17 protein-coding genes are annotated in these 19643 nt (G+C 72.2%); 10 read left to right on the forward strand and 7 right to left on the reverse strand.

Annotation, left to right across the window (positions count from 1 at the left end; translation table 11 throughout):
• Positions 1–249 precede the first annotated feature (249 nt).
• Positions 250–942 carry a metal-dependent transcriptional regulator gene (locus ACWGKT_RS41775; RefSeq protein ID WP_116150442.1) on the forward strand — a complete coding sequence of 231 codons (693 nt, stop codon included), beginning with the start codon at positions 250–252 and terminating at the stop codon, positions 940–942.
• Between the two features lie 514 nt (positions 943–1456).
• Complete coding sequence (locus tag ACWGKT_RS41780; RefSeq protein ID WP_356151357.1) at positions 1457–2332, forward strand: alpha/beta fold hydrolase; 876 nt, start codon at positions 1457–1459, stop codon at positions 2330–2332.
• Between the two features lie 123 nt (positions 2333–2455).
• On the opposite strand, the gene ACWGKT_RS41785 is transcribed toward ACWGKT_RS41780, so the two are convergent.
• From ACWGKT_RS41785 to ACWGKT_RS41795, 3 genes are all read right to left on the reverse strand, one after another.
• On the reverse strand, positions 2456–4042 hold the full coding sequence (locus tag ACWGKT_RS41785; protein ID WP_453277796.1) for a transporter: 1587 nt from the start codon (positions 4040–4042) through the stop codon (positions 2456–2458).
• On the reverse strand, positions 4039–4836 hold the full coding sequence (locus ACWGKT_RS41790) for an ABC transporter ATP-binding protein (protein WP_356151353.1): 798 nt from the start codon (positions 4834–4836) through the stop codon (positions 4039–4041). Before ACWGKT_RS41790 ends, ACWGKT_RS41785 begins: the two co-directional genes overlap by 4 nt.
• A 123-nt stretch (positions 4837–4959) precedes the next feature.
• Complete coding sequence (locus ACWGKT_RS41795; protein WP_453277797.1) at positions 4960–5622, reverse strand: bifunctional DNA primase/polymerase; 663 nt, start codon at positions 5620–5622, stop codon at positions 4960–4962.
• A 254-nt stretch (positions 5623–5876) separates the two neighbouring features.
• Between ACWGKT_RS41795 and ACWGKT_RS41800 the strand changes: the two genes are divergently transcribed.
• The gene (locus ACWGKT_RS41800; protein ID WP_453277798.1) at positions 5877–7262 is read left to right on the forward strand and encodes a transcriptional regulator; all 1386 of its coding nucleotides are present in this window, start codon (positions 5877–5879) and stop codon (positions 7260–7262) included.
• Positions 7263–7463: 201 nt separating this feature from the next.
• A complete protein-coding gene (locus ACWGKT_RS41805; RefSeq protein WP_453277799.1) occupies positions 7464–9086 on the forward strand; it encodes a hypothetical protein in 1623 nt (540 codons plus the stop codon).
• A 68-nt stretch (positions 9087–9154) separates the two neighbouring features.
• On the opposite strand, the gene ACWGKT_RS41810 is transcribed toward ACWGKT_RS41805, so the two are convergent.
• Complete coding sequence (locus ACWGKT_RS41810) at positions 9155–10471, reverse strand: ABC transporter substrate-binding protein (protein ID WP_453277800.1); 1317 nt, start codon at positions 10469–10471, stop codon at positions 9155–9157.
• A gap of 117 nt (positions 10472–10588) precedes the next feature.
• On the opposite strand from ACWGKT_RS41810, the gene ACWGKT_RS41815 reads away from it, so the two are divergent.
• A complete protein-coding gene (locus ACWGKT_RS41815) occupies positions 10589–11089 on the forward strand; it encodes an SCO4402 family protein (RefSeq protein ID WP_453277801.1) in 501 nt (166 codons plus the stop codon).
• 46 nt (positions 11090–11135) lie between these two features.
• Complete coding sequence (gene purU, locus ACWGKT_RS41820; RefSeq protein WP_453277802.1) at positions 11136–12020, forward strand: formyltetrahydrofolate deformylase; 885 nt, start codon at positions 11136–11138, stop codon at positions 12018–12020.
• Positions 12021–12079: 59 nt separating this feature from the next.
• On the opposite strand, the gene ACWGKT_RS41825 is transcribed toward purU, so the two are convergent.
• Complete coding sequence (locus ACWGKT_RS41825) at positions 12080–13711, reverse strand: zf-HC2 domain-containing protein (RefSeq protein ID WP_453277803.1); 1632 nt, start codon at positions 13709–13711, stop codon at positions 12080–12082.
• Positions 13708–14286, reverse strand: a complete 579-nt coding sequence (locus ACWGKT_RS41830; RefSeq protein WP_356151341.1) for a sigma-70 family RNA polymerase sigma factor — start codon at positions 14284–14286, stop codon at positions 13708–13710. The genes ACWGKT_RS41825 and ACWGKT_RS41830 overlap by 4 nt, the downstream gene beginning before the upstream one ends.
• Before the next feature lie 353 nt (positions 14287–14639).
• On the opposite strand from ACWGKT_RS41830, the gene ACWGKT_RS41835 reads away from it, so the two are divergent.
• Together ACWGKT_RS41835 and ACWGKT_RS41840 are read left to right on the forward strand one after the other, a co-directional pair.
• Positions 14640–15020 (forward strand): STAS domain-containing protein, encoded by a 381-nt coding sequence (locus tag ACWGKT_RS41835; protein ID WP_235457672.1) that lies wholly within the window; start codon positions 14640–14642, stop codon positions 15018–15020.
• A gap of 125 nt (positions 15021–15145) precedes the next feature.
• Entirely contained in the window at positions 15146–15655 is a 510-nt protein-coding gene (locus ACWGKT_RS41840; RefSeq protein ID WP_453277804.1) for an EF-hand domain-containing protein, read from the forward strand.
• Here the strand turns inward: ACWGKT_RS41840 and ACWGKT_RS41845 are convergent.
• Positions 15634–17142, reverse strand: coding sequence for a class I adenylate-forming enzyme family protein (locus ACWGKT_RS41845; protein WP_453277805.1), 1509 nt, complete (start codon positions 17140–17142; stop codon positions 15634–15636). The two genes, ACWGKT_RS41840 and ACWGKT_RS41845, sit on opposite strands and share 22 nt — an antisense overlap.
• Before the next feature lie 139 nt (positions 17143–17281).
• Between ACWGKT_RS41845 and ACWGKT_RS41850 the strand changes: the two genes are divergently transcribed.
• Together ACWGKT_RS41850 and ACWGKT_RS41855 are read left to right on the forward strand one after the other, a co-directional pair.
• Positions 17282–18436, forward strand: coding sequence for an acyl-CoA dehydrogenase (locus ACWGKT_RS41850; protein WP_453277806.1), 1155 nt, complete (start codon positions 17282–17284; stop codon positions 18434–18436).
• Positions 18437–18444: 8 nt separating this feature from the next.
• Complete coding sequence (locus ACWGKT_RS41855) at positions 18445–19326, forward strand: acyl-CoA dehydrogenase family protein (RefSeq protein WP_453277807.1); 882 nt, start codon at positions 18445–18447, stop codon at positions 19324–19326.
• The last annotated feature ends 317 nt before the right edge of the window (positions 19327–19643 follow it).

Consider the following 19643-nt stretch of genomic DNA (forward strand, 5'->3'; position numbering starts at 1 on the left):
CGCAGCGTCTGTGTCGCGGATCACCGTGCGGTCTGGACCAGTGTGCTGTCAATACGGCGGTACGTGGCCGGGGCCGCGCCCGGCGCGGGGCTGCCGCACCGAGTTGTCACCGGGCGTTTCGGCGGCTTGTCACCGGGGGTTTCGGCGGCGCGGCACGGTTGTCAGTGGTATGCGTCAGAATTGAAGCCAGGGCCAGCGCACGCGCCGGATTAGCGGTGAGCTTCCGGCAGAGGTAATCGAGGGGCACGTATGTCCGGACTGATCGACACCACGGAGATGTATCTCCGCACCATCCTCGAACTCGAAGAGGAAGGCGTGGTCCCGATGCGCGCCCGGATCGCGGAGCGGCTCGACCAGAGCGGGCCGACCGTGAGCCAGACGGTGGCGCGGATGGAGCGCGACGGGTTGGTGTCCGTGGCGAGCGACCGGCATCTGGAGCTCACCGACGAGGGACGTCGGCTGGCCACGCGGGTGATGCGCAAGCACCGTCTCGCGGAGTGCCTGCTCGTCGACGTGATCGGCCTGGAGTGGGAGCAGGTGCACGCCGAGGCGTGTCGCTGGGAGCACGTGATGAGCGAGGCCGTGGAGCGGCGCGTGCTGGAGCTCCTGCGTCACCCCACCGAGTCGCCGTACGGGAACCCGATCCCCGGCCTGGAGGAGCTCGGCGAGAAGGACGGGGCGGACCCGTTCCTCGACGAGGGCATGGTGTCCCTGGCCGACCTCGACCCGGGCACGGACGGCAAGACGGTCGTCGTCCGCCGCATCGGTGAGCCGATCCAGACGGACGCCCAGCTGATGTACACGCTGCGCCGCGCGGGTGTGCAGCCCGGTTCGGTGGTGAGCGTGACGGAGTCGGCGGGCGGTGTGCTCGTGGGCAGCGGCGGCGAGGCCGCCGAACTGGAGGCGGACGTGGCCTCCCATGTGTTCGTCGCCAAGCGCTGACCGCCGCGGCGCACGCCACCTCGGGGAAGGAGCTCCCTCCCCGGAAAATGGGCCAACTCCCGCTGCGGCAGGGGCAGTTGTGGTGCGCTGTCGAACGCGTCGATGCCAAGATTCAGTGAACCGAATCGCAGCGCTTCGACGCTTCGCGTGCAAGGCTGTCGCGAGAGCGCATATGACCTGAGGGGGGCGGGGAGGATGTGCCGCAGGCATGGGTATGGCCCCGGCGCCGATGAGCGCCGGGGCCAGTCCTCCCCTGTGCTGACCCGGAGCCCCGAGCTCTCAGGGTCATTCCCCTCGGACCGATTTCCCCGAGCGGTCCGCCTCCCGCTGAAGAACTCCCCTCGGCGGCGGCGATCATGCCTCGTGGAGGGTCACTCGTACGAGGGGTGTTGTTGGCCCGGACAGATTTTTCGAATGGGTATTCGATAATCTGGGGTCGCCAACAACGGCAACGCAGCGGTACGACGGCACAGCAGCGGTACGGTCCGAGCGGAGCTAGGGGGGTGCCAGGCCCATGGCACGGCGCATCGACGTGAGGGGAACCGGTGGCGTACGCCTCGCCGCCTGGGAATTCGCCGACCCTCCCAAGACGGACCCGGTGGAGGCCGGACCGGGCCCGGGGGAGCCCGGCGTGCTGTTACTGCACGGCCTGATGGGCCGCGCCTCGCACTGGGCGTCCACCGCCCGCCGGCTCTCCGAGCGCCACCGCGCGGTCGCACTGGACCAGCGGGGCCACGGACAGAGCGAGAAGCCCCCACAGGCCGCGTTCACCCGCGAGGCCTACGTCGAGGACGCCGAGGCGGCACTCGAACAGCTCAATCTCGCCCCGGCCGTCCTCATCGGCCACGCCATGGGCGCGCTGACCGCCTGGCAGCTCGCCGCCAAGCGCCCGGACCTGGTGTGCGGTCTGATCATCTGCGACATGCGGGCCTCCGCGCTCGGCGCGGCCTCGCAACGCGAGTGGGCCAACTGGTTCAAGTCCTGGCCCGTCCCCTTCGCCACCCTCGCCGACGTGCGCAAGTGGTTCGGCGAGGACGACCCCTGGGTGGAGCGCCCGAACCCGGCCCGCGGCGAGTTCTACGCCGAGGTCATGCACGAGTCCTCCGACGGCTGGCGCCCCGTCTTCGAACCCGAGCAGATGCTCAAGTCCCGCGAGACCTGGGTGTACGACGCCCACTGGGAGGAGCTCACCCAGGTGAGGTGCCCCGCCCTGGTCGTGCGCGGCCTCGACGGGGAGCTCGGGCGGGCCGAGGCCCAGGAGATGGTCCGGGTGCTGCCCCTCGGCGAGTACGCGGAGGTCGCGGACGCGGGCCACCTGGTGCACTACGACCAGCCGGAGGCTTGGCGGGGGGCCATCGAGCCGTTCCTCGATCGGGTCCTGGCGGGGTGATTGCCGGGCGTCCATGAGCTCGGGGGGTGCTGCTCAGTGGCGGGTGCGGGTCGTGTGGGGGCGTTCGCGCAGTTCCCCGCGCCCCTTCAGGCCGTTGCGGGCCCCGCGCGTCGGCCCCGCCCGTCAGCCCTTGCTCACCGCCGTCAGGATCTCCGGCAGGTACCGCGCCGTGCGCGGAGCCGCCAGTCGTAGCCCGGTCCCGGTGACCACGGCCCCGTACACCGCCCCCACCGGCAGCAGCAGCCACGTCCACGCGTCCCCGTCCGCGCTCACGTTCAGCCAGATGGTCAGCGCTATGACGGGGGCGCAGACCAGGGCCGCCGCGACCATGCCGCCGAAGATGGAGATCCAGGCGAGACCCGCCTGGCCGGGCGCCACGTTCTTGTGACCCTCCTGCGGGATGGAGTACGGGAAGCGGGCCGACGTCCACGCGCCGGTCGCCAGCATCGCCCCGAGCAGCGCGAAGGACAGCCCGAGGACCTCGGGCAGCCGGGCCCAGTCGCCCAGCATCGCCGTGGTCAGCACGGTCACGAGCGTGGCGTACGGCAGGGTGATCACCAGCAGGGCCAGCGCCCGGCCGCGCAACTCGGCGTACGCGTCCCGCGGCGACGAGATCGACGTCGCCACCAGCCAGAAGGCGGAGGTGTCCTGGCCGAACTGGTTGTACATCTGGATGCCGAGCATCCCGGCGGCGAAGCACGCGAAGTAGATCGAGCCGGTGCCCTGCAGCGCGTTGAACACCGGCACGATCAGGCCGATGGCGAGCGAGGTCACCCAGGCGGCCTTGGTCTTGGGATCGCGCCAGATGTAGCGCAGGCTGCGCTCCATGACCGTACCCGTGCGACCCGTGGGCAGCAGCCGGTCGAGCCCGCTCGACGGGCGTTCCCGGGCGCCGGGGTCGGCCGCCTGCAAGGTGGAACCGTCGGGCGAGGTCATCAGCCGGGTCAGGCTGCCCGCCCACCCCCCGACCAGCAGCGCCAACGCGGCCACGGACAAAAGCAGTTGGGCTGTGGCCGTGCCGTAGGACCCTTCGCTCACCGAGCGCACCGCGCCCACCGCCGACGCGGGCGGCAGCCAGCGCAGCACGTCCGCCACCGGCGCGAGCTGACCCAGCCCGGCCGAACCCAGGCGCTGCGCGCCGAAGTTGACCAGCTGCGCCCCGACCGCGATGACCAGCCCGCTGAGCACGGCCAGGTCGCGTCCCTTGCGGCTGGTCAGCAGCCGCACGTTGGCGGTGGCCACGGCCCGCGCGAGGGCCACGCAGACCAGCAGCGCGAGGGCGACGGCGACGGCGCCGGTGACGTACGCCGCCGCCCCGTGCGCCACGGACAGGACGCAGCCCACCAGCAGGAGCAGCGTGAACAGCGGCCCGATCCCGACCAGCGAGGCCGCCAGCAGGGCCCCCACCAGGGGCCGGGGCCGCAGCGGCAGCATCACCAGGCGGGTCGGGTCGAGGGTCTCGTCACCGCTCGGGAAGAACAGCGGCATCACCGCCCAGCCGAGCGCCAGCACGGTCGTCCCGAGGAGGGCGACGGCATCGGCGTGCGCATGTCCGCGCAGGGCCAGCAATCCGAGCAGTTGCAGCGCGGCGAACAGCAGCGCGACGACGGCCGACGCCACGAACGCGGCCCGCCGGCCGCCCGACTGCCGCAGCCCGTTGCGCAGCAGCGACAGCTTCAGCCGTACGACGGTGGAGGTGAGGCCCGTCATCGGGCGGCCCCGCCGCCCAGCCAGTCCAGATTCGACGCGGCGTCGCGCCCCCGCGCGCCGACGAGCTCCAGGAACGCCCCCTGGAGGGTGGGATGGTCGCCGCGCACCTCGGCCAGGGTGCCGGTCGCCCGGATGCGTCCCGCGGCCAGTACGGCCACCCAGTCGCACAGCGACTCGACGAGTTCCATGACGTGGGAGGAGAAGACCACGGTGGCGCCGGAGGCCGTGTACCGCTCCAGGACGCCCCGGATGGTCTGTGCGGACACCGGGTCGACGCCCTCGAACGGCTCGTCGAGGAAGAGGACTTCGGGGTTGTGGAGGAGAGCGGCCGCGAGCCCGATCTTCTTGCGCATACCGGTCGAGTAGTCGACGACGAGCTTGTGCTGGGCCCCGGCCAGATCCAGCACCTCCAGCAGTTGCGTGGCCCGCTTGTCCACCTCGCCGCCGGGCAGCCCGCGCAACCGGCCGCAGTAGCCGAGCAGTTCCCGTCCCGACAGCCGCTCGAACAGCCGCAGTCCCTCGGGCAGGACACCGATCCGCGCCTTGACCGCCACCGGGTCCCGCCACACGTCGTGCCCCACGACCTCGACGGACCCCTGATCGGGTCTGAGCAGCCCGGTCACCATGGAGAGGGTGGTGGTCTTGCCGGCCCCGTTGGGTCCCACCAGCCCGATGAACTTCCCCGCCGGCAGGTCCAGATCGATCCCGGCGACGGCAACCTGCTGCCCGAACCGCTTCCAGAGCCCCCGCACCCGAACCGCTGCCGCCGTTTCCACCACTGCTGCGTCCGTCATGGTGAAACCCTACGGCGCCGCCGCCGACCGGAAAGGGCGCGAGGAACCTCGACAAACGGCGACGGCCCCACGGCCGCACAGCGACACGGGGGGCGCACAGGAAGGCGAACGGCTGCCGGTCCGCTACCGGTCCCGCCCGCAGGCGTAGGCGAGCGACGAGATCAACTCCTCGGCGTCGGGCAGCCATCGGTTGGCCGGGGTGGGGCGGCAGGCCCACTGGACGGCGCCGCTGGAGCCGAAGCGGGTCGGGGGAGCGGCGACGTAGCTGCCCTCGCCGAGCGCGAGCAGATCCAGCGACCCCAGCGCCCAGCCGAGCTTGCGCACCAGGTCGGGCACCTTCACCGACCCGCCCGGCAGCACGAAGAAGTGCATGCGCCGGTCCGGGGAGAGCGTCACCGGGCCCAGGGACAGCTCCATGCGCTCCATCCGGGCCAGCGCGAGGAACCCGGCGCTCTCCGGGACCGACAGGCTGTCGAAGGTGCGTCCGGTCGGCAGGAGGATCGACGACGTGGGCTGCGTCTGCCACAACCGGCGCGCGACGGTCGCACTGCCGGTGGTCTGCGCCGCCCAGTCCGCGTGCCTGGGGTGCGCGCCCGGCGCGGGGCACCCGGTGTTACCGCAGCAGCAGTACTGCACCCCGTCGTGGGCTTCCAGCCAGGTGCCCGGGAACACGTCCCAGTGGCGTTCCTCGGCGTACCGTACGGCGGTCTCCAGCAGCGATTCCCCGCGCTGCTTCGGAATCTGGGCGGTCTCGGGACCCACGATCGTCTCTTCCACGCACAACACAACTCCCGCACCCACCTGGAGTTACGGGGGTAACGCGCGCGGGGGAGGAGCATCGGTTCCTCAACTGGGGCGCATGGGTGCACGTCTGGGGGCGCGCAGGAGGAACCGGGGCGTGTGCTGGGTAGCCAGGAGTGGGGTTGGCAACCGCCTTTACCCCGGCAATCCTCGCATGCCTCGCATTTTCGGTACGTCCGCGGGGCAGTGATCTTCACGGCCGGAACTTTTCGCTCCAGGGGTTCGCAGGGGGTTATGCCATGGCCGCAAGGCCTCTCGTGGCGCGGCAGCCGAACGAACGGCTGCAGGCGCTCATCCAGGAGGCGGGGTGCTCGAACGCCGGGCTCGCCCGCCGGGTCAACATGTGCGGCGCCGAGCACGGTCTCGACCTGCGCTACGACAAGACGTCCGTGGCCCGCTGGCTGCGCGGCCAGCAGCCGCGGGGCCGGGCGCCGGCGATCATCGCCGAGGCACTGGGCCGCAAGCTGGGCCGCACGGTCACGATCGACGAGATCGGGATGGCCAACGGCAAGAACCTCGCCTCGGGCGTGGGTCTCCAGTTCTCGCCGACTGTACTGGGGGCCATCGAGCAGGTCTGCGAGCTGTGGCGCAGCGACGTGGGCCGCCGGGACTTCCTGTCCGGCTCGTCCGTCGCCGCGTCCGCGCTGGTGGAACCGAGCCGCGACTGGCTGATCTCGGCGCCGGACCAGCAGGTGGCGCGCCAGGCAGGGCCGCGTGTGGGGCTGTCCGACGTGGCGGCGGTGCGCGCGATGACGCAGGCGCTGACCGACCTCGACCACCAGTACGGCAGCGGGCATGTGCGCCCGGTCGTCGTGCACTACCTCAACAGCGTCGTCTCCGGGCTGCTCGCCGGCTCCTACCGGGAGGCGGTCGGCCGGGACCTGTTCTCGGCGGTGGCGCGGCTGACCGAGCTGGCCGGGTACATGGCGGTCGACACCGGCCAGCCGGGGCTCGCCCAGCGCTACTACATCCAGTCCCTGCGCCTGGCGCAGGCGGCGGGCGATCGCGGGTACGGCGGCTATGTGCTCGCCGCGTCCATGAGCCACCTCGCCGCACAGCTCGGAAACCCGCGGGAGATCGCGCAGTTGGCCCGTGCGGCGCAGGAGGGGGCGCGGGGGCGCGTGACCCCGCGCGCGGAGGCCATGTTCCACGCGGCGGAGGCCCGCGGCCACGCGCTGCTGGGGGACGCGCGGGCGGCCCAGGCGGCGTCCGGCCGGGCGGTCACGGCCATGGAGTCCGCCGACGCGGCCTCCGGGGACGACCCGGCCTGGATCGCGCACTTCGACGAGGCCTACCTCGCCGACGAGCTGGCGCACTGCCACCGGGACCTCGGGCAGGCGGAGGCGGCGGCGCGGTGCGCGGAGCAGTCCCTGGCCGGGCATCCCGAGACGCGGGCGCGCCGGCGCGCGATCGGCTATGTGCTGCTCGCCACGGCCCAGGTGCAGCAGCGTGAGATCGAACATGCCTGCCACACCGGTATGAAGGCGGTCGAGCTGCTGGAGACGCTGCGGTCCGACCGGGGCGCCGAATACCTGGAGGACTTCCAGCAGCGGCTGGAGCCGTTCCGCGACGAGCCGGTGGTCAGGGAGTTCGGGGCGCGGCTGGACCTGCAGCAAGCCGCGTGAACACATGCCCCGCGGATGCGTGAACGGGCGGCAAACCGCCTGTCGGTCTGCGGGAGGTGACGTTAACAGCGCACCGCGGGGCGGTTGTGTTACAGCGGTCACAGGCACCAAGATCGCGCCCTGAGCTGCGTGGCACCCGGCTCGGGGGACCCGGTAGCGTGAGCCGACGATTCCGAAGGTCCCCCATTCGTAGGAGTCCCGGTGACGCAGAGTGGACAGGGCGAGCCCCCGCGCGAAGGCATTGTGCTGCCCTCCGACGGCGGCGAGCCCGTGCTGCCGGGCATGACGGGCGGACCCGCCCAGGTGCCGGCCGCCCCGACCGGCCAGACCCCGGCGGCAGCCCCCACCGGTGGCCAGGCCTGGGGCCGGCCGTGGGGTCCCGACCAGCCGCAGCCCCACCAGCCCGACCAGGGCTGGCCCCCGGCGGCGGCCCAGCAGTGGGCCACCCAGGAACAGCAGCCCGGCGACTGGAACCCCCAGTCCGCCCCCGCCGCGTCCGGCCCCGGCCCGCTGCCCCCGGAGGGCGCGCCCGCCACGTACGGCGGCCAGGCCTACGGCTCGGCCGACCACGGCGTGCAGAACGCGGCCTACGGCTCCGGCGCCCCGCAGCCGCAGTACGGCACCGACCCGCACCAGCAGCAGTACGGGCAGAGCGGTCATGGGTCCGTGAGCGCCCCCCTGCCGCCCGCGGTGCACGGCGGCCCGGGCGTGCAGAGCGCTCCGCTGCCTCCTGCCGACGAGGGCGCGACCCAGTACATAGCCCCGATCCCGGCCGCTCCCGCCGTCGAGGGCGCCACCCAGTACATCCCGCCGGTCCCCGCGGCCGGCCCCGCTCCCGGCGGTGTCGACGAGGGCGCCACGCAGTACATACCCCCGGTGGGTCCCGGCGCGTACCCGGGCCAGGGCACCGACCAGGAGACGCGGTTCCTCGGGCAGCCCGTGCAGCCGCAGCCCGGGGGCCACTCCGATGCCGACGCGACGCAGTACATCGCCCCGGTGGCGGCGTCGTACGGCGGCGACCGGCAGCCGCCCTCCGAGTTCGACAACCTGTTCCGCAGCGCCGCCGGCGAGGGCCCGGCCGGGTCCACCCAGCAGCTGCCCCGCGTTCAGGAGCAGCCGCCCTCGTACGGCGGACCCTCGTACTCCCCGCACGACTCGTACGACGACGGCGGCGGCAGCGGTCGCGGCCGGCGCACCGGCTCGCGCGTCCCGGTGATCGCGGCCATCGGCGTCGGCCTCATCGTCGTCGGTGTGTGCGCGGGCGCGCTGCTCGGCGGCGGTGACGGCGACAAGGGCGGCGACAAGAACAAGACCGTCGCCGCCTCGGCCCCCGCGACCGAGGGCTCCGCCTCCGCCGCGGCCGACCCGGCCAAGGAGCAGGCCGTCGCGCTGGACAAGCTGCTCGCCAGCAGCGGCAGCAGCCGCGCGTCGGTGATCAAGGCCGTGGCCGATGTGAAGGCGTGCGACAACCTGGACACCGCCGCCTCGAACCTGCGGGACGCGGCCAAGCAGCGCAGCGGCCTGGTGACCCAGCTGTCGAAGCTGTCGGTCGACAAACTGCCGAGCAACGCCGAGCTGACCGCCGCGCTCACCAAGGCCTGGCAGGCGTCCGCGTCGGCCGACAACCACTACGCGGCCTGGGCCGACCAGGTGGGCGGCGGCAAGCGCGGTTGCCGCAAGGGCCAGGCCCGCGGCACCGGCCAGACCCAGGCCGGCAACCGGGCGAGCGGTGTCGCCAGCGCCGAGAAGGCCAAGGCGGCCGGCCTGTGGAACGTGATCGCGCAGAAGTACGGCCTGACCCAGCGCCAGCCGACCCAGCTGTGAGCCAGGCGATCTGAAGACGCACCCCGAGGCCTGTCCGGCGGATCACGCCGGGCAGGCCTCGGCCGTCGTCAGCCGATGTCGGCGTTCGCCAGCGTCTTGGTCACGTTGATGACGCCGCCGTTCTTGGCCGCCACCAGCTGGCCCTGCCGTACGACCTGGAGGGTCACGTCGGCGTTGACCAGCCGGGCGAAACCGACGGCGGAGAGCCTGCCCCGGTAGGGCTGCCATTCGAGGGTCGGCGTGAGGCCGCCCGTGCCGACCTTGAGCCCGTCGTCGAGGGTGTGCCGCACGTTGGCCGCGCTCACCTCACCGCTGCCGATCTTCTCCAGGACGGCCTTCAGGACGGTGTAGGCGATCCACGTGGTCTGCACACCGGCGTCCGCGGGGTCGATGCGGTTGTCGCCGAAGGCCTCCTCGTTGATGACCTTCTTCATCCGGTCCCAGCGGTGGTCCGAGCTCACCGGGTACCAGCCGGTGATGTACGCGCCCTCGTACGGCCCGTGCGCACCGCCCGTCGCGTTGATCACCGACTGGTCGACGCTGCCCAGCACGGTCGCGGTCCGCACGGCGGGGTAGCCCTCGCGGGCGCGCCGGAAGGAGTCCATGAACGTGTCCGTGCGGTCCCCGAGCGCGGGCACCACGCAGCCCTTGCGCGCCGGGTCCTTGGTGGCGGACGACAGGGCCTGCTCCGACGGGGTGGTGTACTCGGTGGCGTCCTCGGCCGCGAGCTGGTCGTCGGCCACCGTGTGGCCGCCCGCCTTCAGCCCCGAGTCGAGCAGCGGGGCCAGCTCGTCGCCGGCGATGCTGTCGGGACGTATCAGCGAGACGGGGCCGCAGCTGCCGGCGAGGGCCGTGCCGAGGCCGGCCAGGAGCGAGGGCTGGCCGCCGTTGACCGGGTAGGACACGATGCTGGTGAACTCGGAGTTCGTGACGCCGTACCCGCCGATGTAGGCGATGCCCTCGCTCTCCAGCGGGGCCAGGTAGGAGTCGCCGAACTGGCTGTAGGAGCCGACGACCGCGACCACGTTCTCGTCCACCGCACGCCGGGCGCACTTCGCCGCGTACACGCTGTCGTTGTGGTCGTTGCAGGTCAGGACCTTGAGCTTGCGTCCGGCGATGCCGCCGTGGGCGTTGATCCAGCGGGCGTAGGCCAGGGCCATGGCGGGCATGCCCGGCTTGTTGGTGGCGCTGGTGTCCTCCGGCGCCCAGGTCATGACCTTGATCGGGTCATCCCCGGAGCCCCCCGTGGCACCGGGGATGACCCCGCATCCGGTGGTCAGCGACGCACATGCCACCAGGGCCCCGGCGGACAGCGCGGTGGCTCGCCTGACGGGACGGGTGAGGGTGGAGAAGATGGTGCTGGGGAAGCGTCGCCTGCCAGTCATGGACACGCACGATTCCGTCACACAGCCAACCTTGGAGTGACCTTCGGTCAACGGATGGTGACTCCAAGGTGAATTACGGGGGCCGATGCTCCTCCCTGGGCGGAGAACGTACGATCGGTGACCGTGCAAGGTTCGGAGAACTCTTCCCGTCGGGGCCGTCGCTCGTCCACCATGGGCGGCATGCCACTGAACGACATGCCGTGGTGGCGCTGGCGCAGCAATGTGCGCTCCGCGCTGCACATGCTCTCCGATCCGGTGTTCCAAAGAGACGTCTGGCTGGCCGGCGTCGAGGGATACGGCGACTTCACCGACGCCGTGTACCGCCTGGTCGAGGACACCTGGCTGGACAACTGGTCGGCCGAGAAGTACGTCGGCACGATCTTCCGCGACTCGCAGGAAGCGGCGCTCGTCGACACCGCCGTGCTGCGGGTGCTGCGGATCATGCACCAGGTCGGCCCCGACGCGCCGGTACAGGCGTACCTCGACCATCACGCGTGGCCGGAGGCGGTGCGGGCGGCGCGGGACGCGCACGTACGGCTGTCGGCGGCCGACGGGGAGGACCCGGACGCGCCGCCGCGCACGCTGGAGGTGCTCCGGATACTCACCCGGTCCGCGTGACGGGACGACAATCCGGACAGGGCCCGTTTGTGGGACCCTGTGCTGCATGAACGAGCAGCCCAGCCGAGCCACGGCGACCCTCGCCGACCAGTACGTCATCACCCTGTCCTGCCCGGACAAGATGGGCATCGTGCACGCTGTGTCGAGCTATCTGTTCATGACCGGCTGCAACATCGAGGACAGTCAGCAGTTCGGCGATCACGACACGGGTCTGTTCTTCATGCGCGTCCACTTCTCTGCGGAGGCGCCGGTGACGGTGGAGAAGCTGCGGGCGAGCTTCGCGGCGATCGGTGACTCCTTCCAGATGGACTGGCAGATCAACGAGGCCGACGAGAAGATGCGCATCGTCCTGATGGTCAGCAAGTTCGGCCACTGCCTGAACGACCTGCTGTTCCGGGCCCGTATCGGCGCGCTGCCGGTCGAGATCGCGGCAGTGGTGTCGAACCACACCGAATTCGCCGAGCTGGTGGGCTCCTACAACATCCCCTTCCACCACATTCCGGTGACGAGGGACAACAAGCCGGAGGCCGAGGCGCGGCTCTTGGAGATCGTGCGCACGGAGGGCGTCGAGTTGGTCGTCCTCGCCCGCTACATGCAGGTCCTCTCCGACGACCTGTGCAAGGAGCTCAGCGGACGGATCATCAACATCCACCACTCGTTCCTGCCGAGCTTCAAGGGCGCGAAGCCGTACCACCAGGCGCACGCCCGTGGTGTGAAGCTGATCGGCGCCACGGCCCACTACGTGACCGCCGACCTCGACGAGGGCCCGATCATCGAGCAGGAGGTCGCGCGCGTCGGCCACGACGTGACCCCGGACCAACTGGTCGCCATCGGCCGTGACGTGGAGTGCCAGGCGCTGGCGCGGGCCGTGAAGTGGCACGCGGAGCGCCGGATCCTGCTCAACGGGCGCCGGACGGTGATCTTCGCCTAGAGCCGTCCTGCGCGGCGGACCCCGCGTCCGCCGCGGTGACTGCTCTTCGGCTCGGGTGACTACATCCGGCTCAGTGACGCCGCCGCGAACAGGACGTCCCTGATCGCCTCCCGGTCGCCCACCTGTCCGGCCGCGGCCTCCTGCGGGGAGACGTGGCCCGCGGCCAGGCGGCAGAACTCCACGCCGTCCAGGGCCACATGGGCGACCTCGTGGTCGGCGGAGCCGGCCGCGCCGGGCGAGTCGAGCGGGATGAGCCACTCGCCGCCGCCCGAACCCTCGATCTCCAGGCGCAGGGTACGGCCCGGAGTGCCGGCCGGGACGAGATGGCGGGCGGCACCGGGCGCGGCGAGTCCCGCGCGCCGCCGCGCCGCGAGCACGGCCGGCAGCATCCGGGCGGCCAGGTCGATCATGCGGTTCAGATGGCGCGGCGCGGGCGGCTCGTACGGGTAGTCCACCGCCTCCGCGATGTCCTCCGCGTGCACCCAGCACTCGAAGGCCCGGTCCAGCATCGCGTCGTGCAGCGGCAGAGTGAAGTCGCCGTACGGGACGGCCAGGGCGCCGGTGCTGCCGCCGGTGAAGGACACGGTCCGTACGAGGTGGTGGCTCTGCTCCCGCCACGGCACCCGCACGGAGCGCGTCGGCGGGAAGCGCGAGGCCCGCCAGAACGCCTCGGTGCGCGCGGCCGGTCCCCGTGCGCCCTCGGCCTCCGGATCGCCGAGCGGGTCCTCCAGGCCGAGCGCCACCGCGACCAGCCCGTCGACCGACAGCAGGTGCGCGATCACCCCGGCGACGGTCGTACGGCGGCTCATCGTGCCGTTGCCCTCGAACCAGCGCAGCCGCACCGGGGCGTGCCACTCGGCGTCCCCGAAGTCCTGCAGCAGCGCGTCCAGACGCGCCGACTCGGCGTCGTACGGGGCAGCCCACCCGGGCACCGGGATGCGTGGCGGCCGCCGGTCAAGGCAGCCGTCCAGGACGCGGGTGCGCAGCGTCGGATCCAGGTCGAGGCTCTCCGGCTGGTGCAGCAGGCCGACCGCCTCGCGCAGCCGCAGCGCCTCCTCTGCGCAGGCGCCGCAGGTGCCGAGGTGCTCCTCGACGGCCGCCGTCTCCGCGGCCGAGCAGGCGGCCAGTGCCCACGCCCCGAGGAGCGACTTCAGGACGTCGTGCGGCAGGACCAGCGGGACGGGCGGGAGGTCGTCGAGCGAGGGCAGCGGCAGCCCGCTGTCCTCGACGGAGGCCCGGGGCATCGGTATGCGGGGCGGCCGCTCGCGGTCCCCGCCACGGCCGTTCCCCGCCACGGGCTCGTCGGGCCCGCCGAAATCCCCGAAGTCCGCGGACTCGCCGAAGTCATCGGAGTCGCCGAACCGGCCGGAGTCGCCATGGCCGCCGGTGTCACGGGAGTTGTCAAAGCCGTCGGAGTCGCCGAACCGGCCGGAGTCGCCATGGCCGCCGGTGTCACGGGAGTTGTCAAAGCCCTCGGAGTCGCCGAACCCGTCGGAGTCCCCGAAGCCGCCGGAGTCCCCGGAGTTGTCAAAGCCCTCGGAATCGTCGAACTCGCCGGAATCGCCGAACCCGCCGGTGCCGTCCTGCCCGTCGAATTCGGCGGTCTCTTTCGGCCCCTCGAATCCGCTCACGTACCGCCCCTCGAACCCCGCGTGTCCGTCGTACGCCTCGAAGCCTCCCGGTCCGTTCACACCGCACCCCCGTATCCGGGCGGTGCCCCGGTGTCGTGGGCGGTGGACAGGAGTTGCAGGCCGAGGCGGAGCCGACGGCGGGCCTCGTCCTCGGTGACGCCGAGGTCGGCGGCGGTCTGGCGGTAGTCGCGGCGCTGGAAGTAGGCCAGTTCGAGGGCGGCGCGCAGCGGGGTGGGCATGGAGTGGACGATGTAGTCGGCGCGGGCGGCGACCGAGGCGTGGCGCACCTTGCGCTCCAGTTCCTCGGCGGAGCCGGGGCCGCTCTCGTCCAGGGAGAGCGCGGCGGTCTCGGTGGCGCGCAGCCGCTGCACGGCGAGCCGGTGGGTGAGCGCGGCGACCCAGGAGCGCAGGGGGCCCTGCTTGGGGTCGTAGGCGTCCGGGTGTTCCCACACGTGCGCGAAGACCTCACGGGTGATGCCGTCGGCGGCGCGTTCGTCGCCGAGGACGCGATGGGCGAGGCCGTGCACGAGCGAGGCGAACCGGTCGTAGAGTTCGCCGAGGGCGGCCGCCTCGCCGCGGGCGAGCCGCTGCTGCATCTTGCGGTCCCAGCGGGGTGGTGCGTCCTTCTGCGTCATGAGGCCCCCTCCCCGTGCCCGTGTCCAGCGTGTATCCACCGTCTCCTCGAATGTAGTCGGCACTTCCGATGACGCACGCCCCTTTGTGGCAATGTGCGCCCCCCGGCGGTCGGCCGGTGGTAGAGGCCGGTGACCCCTGTCTCGCCTGCCGCCGCGCCTACCCATCCGGGTCACTCCCACTCCGATTCCCCCCGATCGAACACGATCGGAAGTGACCGAAACAAGACCTTTGGTGATCGGCTTTTGTTTCTTGTCTCGTGTTTCAGGGAACGGCCGGTGGGCAGCCGCGCGGAAAGAAGCGTAGGAACTGCCTCCGTTTCCGGGTGGTTCCGCAATTGTGGCGAGCGGAGGGCGTGGCCGTGGCATTCAAGGTGACCTGCGTGGAACAGGGCGAGTGGGCCGTGCTGCGGGTCTCGGGGGAATTGGATCTCGTGACCTCGCCCGCACTGCGTCAGCGGGTGCACGACGCGGTCGCGGAGGGCAGTCACGACCTGGTCGTCGACCTGTCCGACGTGTTCTTCTGCGACTCCAGCGGCGTCGGCGTGCTCATCGCGGCCCGTCGGCTGATCCGCTCCTGCCAGGGCCGGCTGCGGCTGATCCTGCCGGCCCGCGGCGCCAGCGAGGGCTCGCACGTCAACCGGGTGCTCGGCGCGCTCGGCGTACGGCGTCTGTTCGACGTGTACCCCGACATCGACAGCGCGGTGGCGGACGAACCCGACCCGCTCTCCGCGTGACACTGTTGTCCCGGAATTCCCCCGGTCTTGGCACAAGCGTCGTTTTCCCGCTCCCGGACCGGCCTCGGCGTCGTACGCTCCGTGCCAGATGTACGCCCACGTGAGGTAAGGCGGCCCGAACAGACATGGTCAGCACCGAGTACGAGCGCAGGATCGCCGCCCGGTTCGCCACCTTCGACCAGGACGGCAACGGCTGGATCGACCGGGAGGACTTCAACGCGGCGGCCAAGGCGCTGCTCGCCGAGTTCAACGCGGCGGCCCGGTCCGCCAAGGGGCAGGCCCTGTACGCCGGCGCCGAGGCGTTCTGGCAGGGCATGGCCGGCATAGCGGACCGGGACGGCGACCAGCGCATCACCCGCGAGGAGTTCGTCACCGGCGCGGTCAAGCGGCTGCGCGACAACCCCGAGCGGTTCGGCGAGATCGCCCGCCCCTTCCTGCACGCGACCCTGGACCTCATGGCGGGCCCGGACGGCATGGTCGCCGTCACGGACACCGAGCGCGTGCTGAGGGCGCTCGGGGTGCCCGAGGACATCGCCGCGACGGTCGCCGCCACACTGGACCCCGACGGTGACGGCAAGGTGGGGGAGGCGGAGATCGTGCCCGCTTTCGCCCGTTATTTCACCGTGCCCGAATAGCGTTCGCGCAGCTTGTACTTCAGCACCTTGCGCAGGGTCTCGTTGCGCGGGAGGGCGTCGACCAGCTCCAGCTGCTCCGGCAGCTTGTGCACCGACAGCCCTTCCGCGCGCAGATGGGCGGTCACCGCCGCAAGGGTCAGCACGGCGGCCCCCGGCGGCTGTTCCACCACCGCGCACACCCGCTCCCCGCGCTCGGCGTCCGGCAGCCCGATCACGGCCACGTCGCCGACGTCCGGGTGCCGGTGCAGCAGGTCCTCGATCTCCTTCGCCGAGACGTTCTCGCCCTTGCGGATGATCACGTCCTTGAGCCGCCCGGTGAGCACCAGGTGCCCGCCGGCGGTCAGCCGCCCCAGGTCCCCGGTGCGCAGGAAGCCCTCCGCGTCGAAGGCCTCCTTCGTCTGCGCCGGATCGAGATACCCCTGGCAGACGGCCTCCCCGCGCAGCCGCACCTCCCCGTCCACGATCCGGATCTCCATGCCCTTCGGCGGCCGCCCCTCGGTCGTCGCGAGGTTCTCGGCCGAGTCGTCCGGCGATCCCATCGTGATCATCGGCACCTCCGTCATGCCGTACCCGTGGGTGAGCTGCACGCCCATGTCGCGCACGACCGAGTGATAGACCTCCGGCGGCTTGGGCGCCCCGCCGCCCGCGAGCAGCCGCAGGGTCGGGATCACCTTCCGGTCCGGCCGCTTGCGCTGCTCGGCGAGGAACATCGAGTAGAACGCCGTCGAGCCGCCCGCCACGGTCACCCCGTGCCGGCGGTACCCCTCCAGCGCGTCCGGCATCGCGAACTGCTCGAACAGCACCGCCGGGAAGCCGTACAGCAGGAGCATCACCGTGTAGTCGGGGCCCGCTATGTGCGCGTACGGGAAGGCCATCGAGCCGACGTCCTCGGACGACAGGTGCAGGGCGTGCGCGAGGCAGGAGCCGCCCGCGATGAGCGAACGGTCGGTGTGCAGCACGCCCTTGGGGTCCGAGGTGGTCCCCGAGGTCCAGTAGATCCAGCGGACGGAGGTGCCCTCGGCGGGCGGGTCGGGGAGCACGCCCGGATCGCCGTCGGGCAGGTCGTCGTACGCCTCGAAGACCCCCTTGGCCCCCAGCCGCCGCGCCATCCGCGTGTGGTCGAAGCCCCGCCAGGTGCCCGGTACGGCGAAGTACGCGGCCTGCGACTGACTGAGCGCGAAGCCGACCTCCCGGTCCCGGTAGAAGGGGATGACCGGGGACTGTACGGCGCCCAGGCGGGCCAGCGCGAAGGACAGCAGGGCCGTCTCGATGCGGGTGGGCAGCTGCCAGGCGACGACCGTGCCGGGGCGTACGCCCATGCCGTACAGGCCCGCCGCCACGCGCTCGGCGCGGTCGTGCAGCTCGCCGAAGCTCAGGGTGCGGTCGTCCTGGAGGAACACCGGGCGGTGGGGGGTGAGTTCGGCGCGGCGGGCGACCAGCTCCCACAGGGTGCGGGCGGTGCCGAGTTCGTGTGCGGTGGCGTTCATCTGCGTGGGCCCCCTACAGCTGACGGTTCGTCAGATCGTGCGCAGAGCGTAGGGCCCGCCGCCTTGTCGGTCCAGAGGTGCGGGGCTAGCCTGCTGGGCGGAAAGCAGATCTGACACTCCATCAGACAGCGGGGCGGCCATGGACCTGTCGTACACGCCCGAGGAGGAGGACTTCCGGGCGCGGCTGCGGGAGTGGCTGGCGAAGGCGCTGCCCACCCTGCCGCCCAGACCCTCCCCCGACGACTGGCCGGCCCGCCGCGCCTACGACGCCGGCTGGCAGCGGATGCTGTACGACGCCGGGTACGCGGGCCTGCACTGGCCCGTCGACGCGGGCGGCCGCGGGGCCACCCCGACCCAGCACCTGATCTTCCTGGAGGAGACCGAGAAGGCGGGCGCGCCCTACGTGGGGGCCAACTTCGTCGGGCTGCTGCACGCCGGACCGACGATCGCCGCCGAGGGGACGCCGCAGCAGCGCTCGCGCTGGCTGCCGCCCGTCCTGCGCGGCGACGAGGTGTGGTGCCAGGGCTTCAGCGAACCGGACGCCGGATCCGACCTCGCTTCGCTGCGCACGCGCGCGTGGCACGACGGCGACGCCTACGTGGTGAGCGGATCCAAGATCTGGACCTCGCACGCCGAGGTCGCCGACTGGTGCGAACTGCTGGTGCGCACCGACCCCTCGGCGCCGAAACACCGGGGCATCACCTGGCTGGCCATGCCCATGGACGCGCCGGGCATCACCGTACGGCCGCTGCGCACCCTCGCCGGGTCGGCGGAGTTCGCCGAGGTGTTCCTGGACGAGGTGCGGGTGCCCGTGGCCAACCGGGTCGGCGCGGAGAACGACGGCTGGCGGGTGACCATGGTGACCCTGTCCTTCGAGCGTGGCACGGCCTTCGTCGGCGAGGTCGTCGCCTGCCGCCGCGTCCTGGGTGAACTGGCCCGTCAGGCCCGCAGGAACGGCCGCTGGGACGATCCGGTGCTGCGCCGCCGGCTCGGGCGGCTGAACGCCGAGTTCCGCGCGCTGTGGCGGCTGACGCAGTGGAACGTCAGCGAGGCGGAGGCGGGCGGCGGAGTGCCGGGCGTCGGGGGCTCGGTCTTCAAGCTGAGGTACTCGCACGCGCGCCAGGAGTTGTACGACACGGCGGCCGAGGTGCTGGGCGCGGACTCGCTCGACCTCGACCGGACCTGGGTCCTCGACCGGCTCTCCTCGCTCTCGTACACCATCGCCGCCGGCACCTCGCAGATCCAGCGCAACATCGTGGCCGAGCGGATCCTGGGACTGCCGAAGGGCCGGTGACCTGTCGCATGCGCTTCCAACTGACCGAGGACCAGCGGGCGTTGCGCGACGGCGTACGGCAGCTGCTGGCGCGCCGCTTCGGCGCGGACGCGCTGCGGGCCGCCGTCGCCTCGCCGGGCCCGGACCGTGCGCTGTGGCGCGAGCTCGGCGCGGCGGGCCTGTTCGCGCTGCGGCTGCCGGAGGCGGAGGGCGGGGTCGGGCTCGGACTGCCCGAGGCGGTGCTGGCCTTCGAGGAGACCGGCCGGGCCCTGCTGCCGGGCCCCCTGATCGCCACGCATCTCGCGGCCGGGACCGTCCCCGGAGCGGACACCGGAGAGGCGGTCGTCACCGCCGTGGACGGCTCCCTGGTGGAGTGGCTGACGCAGGCCGACGTCGTGCGCGGGGACGCCTCCGCGGCCGTACCCCTGCGATCGGTGGATCCGCTGACGCCGCTGCACCGGGTAGGCCCGGACACGCCCGGCGCCGCCGTGGCGGCCCCCGATCCCGTCGCCGTACTCCTGACCGCCGCCGAACAGCTCGGTACCGCCACGCGCGTGTGCGAGCTCGCCGTGGGACACGCGCGGACGCGTGAGCAGTTCGGGCAGCCGATCGGGGCGTTCCAGGCGGTCAAACACCTGTGCGCGGACATGCTGGTGCGGGCCGAGACGGCCCGTGCGGCGGTCTACGCGGCCGCCGTCACCGCCGACCCGGCGGACATCGCGGCGGCCCGGCTGCTCGCCGACGAGGCCGCCGTACGCGGCGCCCGCGACTGCCTCCAGGTCCACGGCGGCATGGGCTTCACCTGGGAGGTCGAGGTGCATCTGCACCTCAAACGGGCCTGGGTGCGCGCCCAACGTGGCGGGGGTGTCACGGAGAGTGAGGAGTCGCTCGCCGTCGATCTGGTCGGCTGACGCGCCCGAACCCCCGCTGGTCTGCGGAGTTCTTGTCCGGATGTACATGATGTCGCGGATCGTGGCATACCGGATTCACTGAGCGTTGATACCGGGTTGTGTCCAACGCGTGACTCGTCACGGCCTGGAGTCGACGACTCGCTCCGGTACCTTCTGTGAGATGCGAGTGGTTCCGAGCACGAGCCATGCCGGTGTTGCCCCAGGGGCGGCCCCGTGTGCGGCGGTGCGCGCCGCTGCTCGCAGGGCGGTAAGGGCTTGTGCCGCCACCTGTTCGACTCCCCGACACGAGCGTCGCACAGTATGCCGCACGCGTACTC

This window comes from Streptomyces sp. NPDC054794 (assembly GCF_053611585.1).

Excerpts from the sequence above, each read along its gene's own strand:
- ACWGKT_RS41850 (WP_453277806.1), top strand. The coding sequence starts at position 17,282 with ATGGACCTGTCGTACACGCCCGAGGAGGAGGACTTCCGGGCGCGGCTG.
- ACWGKT_RS41845 (WP_453277805.1), bottom strand. The coding sequence starts at position 17,142 with ATGAACGCCACCGCACACGAACTCGGCACCGCCCGCACCCTGTGGGAG.
- ACWGKT_RS41830 (WP_356151341.1), bottom strand. The coding sequence starts at position 14,286 with ATGACGCAGAAGGACGCACCACCCCGCTGGGACCGCAAGATGCAGCAG.
- ACWGKT_RS41810 (WP_453277800.1), bottom strand. The coding sequence starts at position 10,471 with ATGACTGGCAGGCGACGCTTCCCCAGCACCATCTTCTCCACCCTCACC.
- ACWGKT_RS41800 (WP_453277798.1), top strand. The coding sequence starts at position 5,877 with ATGGCCGCAAGGCCTCTCGTGGCGCGGCAGCCGAACGAACGGCTGCAG.
- ACWGKT_RS41840 (WP_453277804.1), top strand. The coding sequence starts at position 15,146 with ATGGTCAGCACCGAGTACGAGCGCAGGATCGCCGCCCGGTTCGCCACC.
- ACWGKT_RS41785 (WP_453277796.1), bottom strand. The coding sequence starts at position 4,042 with ATGACGGGCCTCACCTCCACCGTCGTACGGCTGAAGCTGTCGCTGCTG.
- purU (WP_453277802.1), top strand. The coding sequence starts at position 11,136 with ATGAACGAGCAGCCCAGCCGAGCCACGGCGACCCTCGCCGACCAGTAC.
- ACWGKT_RS41855 (WP_453277807.1), top strand. The coding sequence starts at position 18,445 with ATGCGCTTCCAACTGACCGAGGACCAGCGGGCGTTGCGCGACGGCGTA.
- ACWGKT_RS41790 (WP_356151353.1), bottom strand. The coding sequence starts at position 4,836 with ATGACGGACGCAGCAGTGGTGGAAACGGCGGCAGCGGTTCGGGTGCGG.
- ACWGKT_RS41780 (WP_356151357.1), top strand. The coding sequence starts at position 1,457 with ATGGCACGGCGCATCGACGTGAGGGGAACCGGTGGCGTACGCCTCGCC.
- ACWGKT_RS41775 (WP_116150442.1), top strand. The coding sequence starts at position 250 with ATGTCCGGACTGATCGACACCACGGAGATGTATCTCCGCACCATCCTC.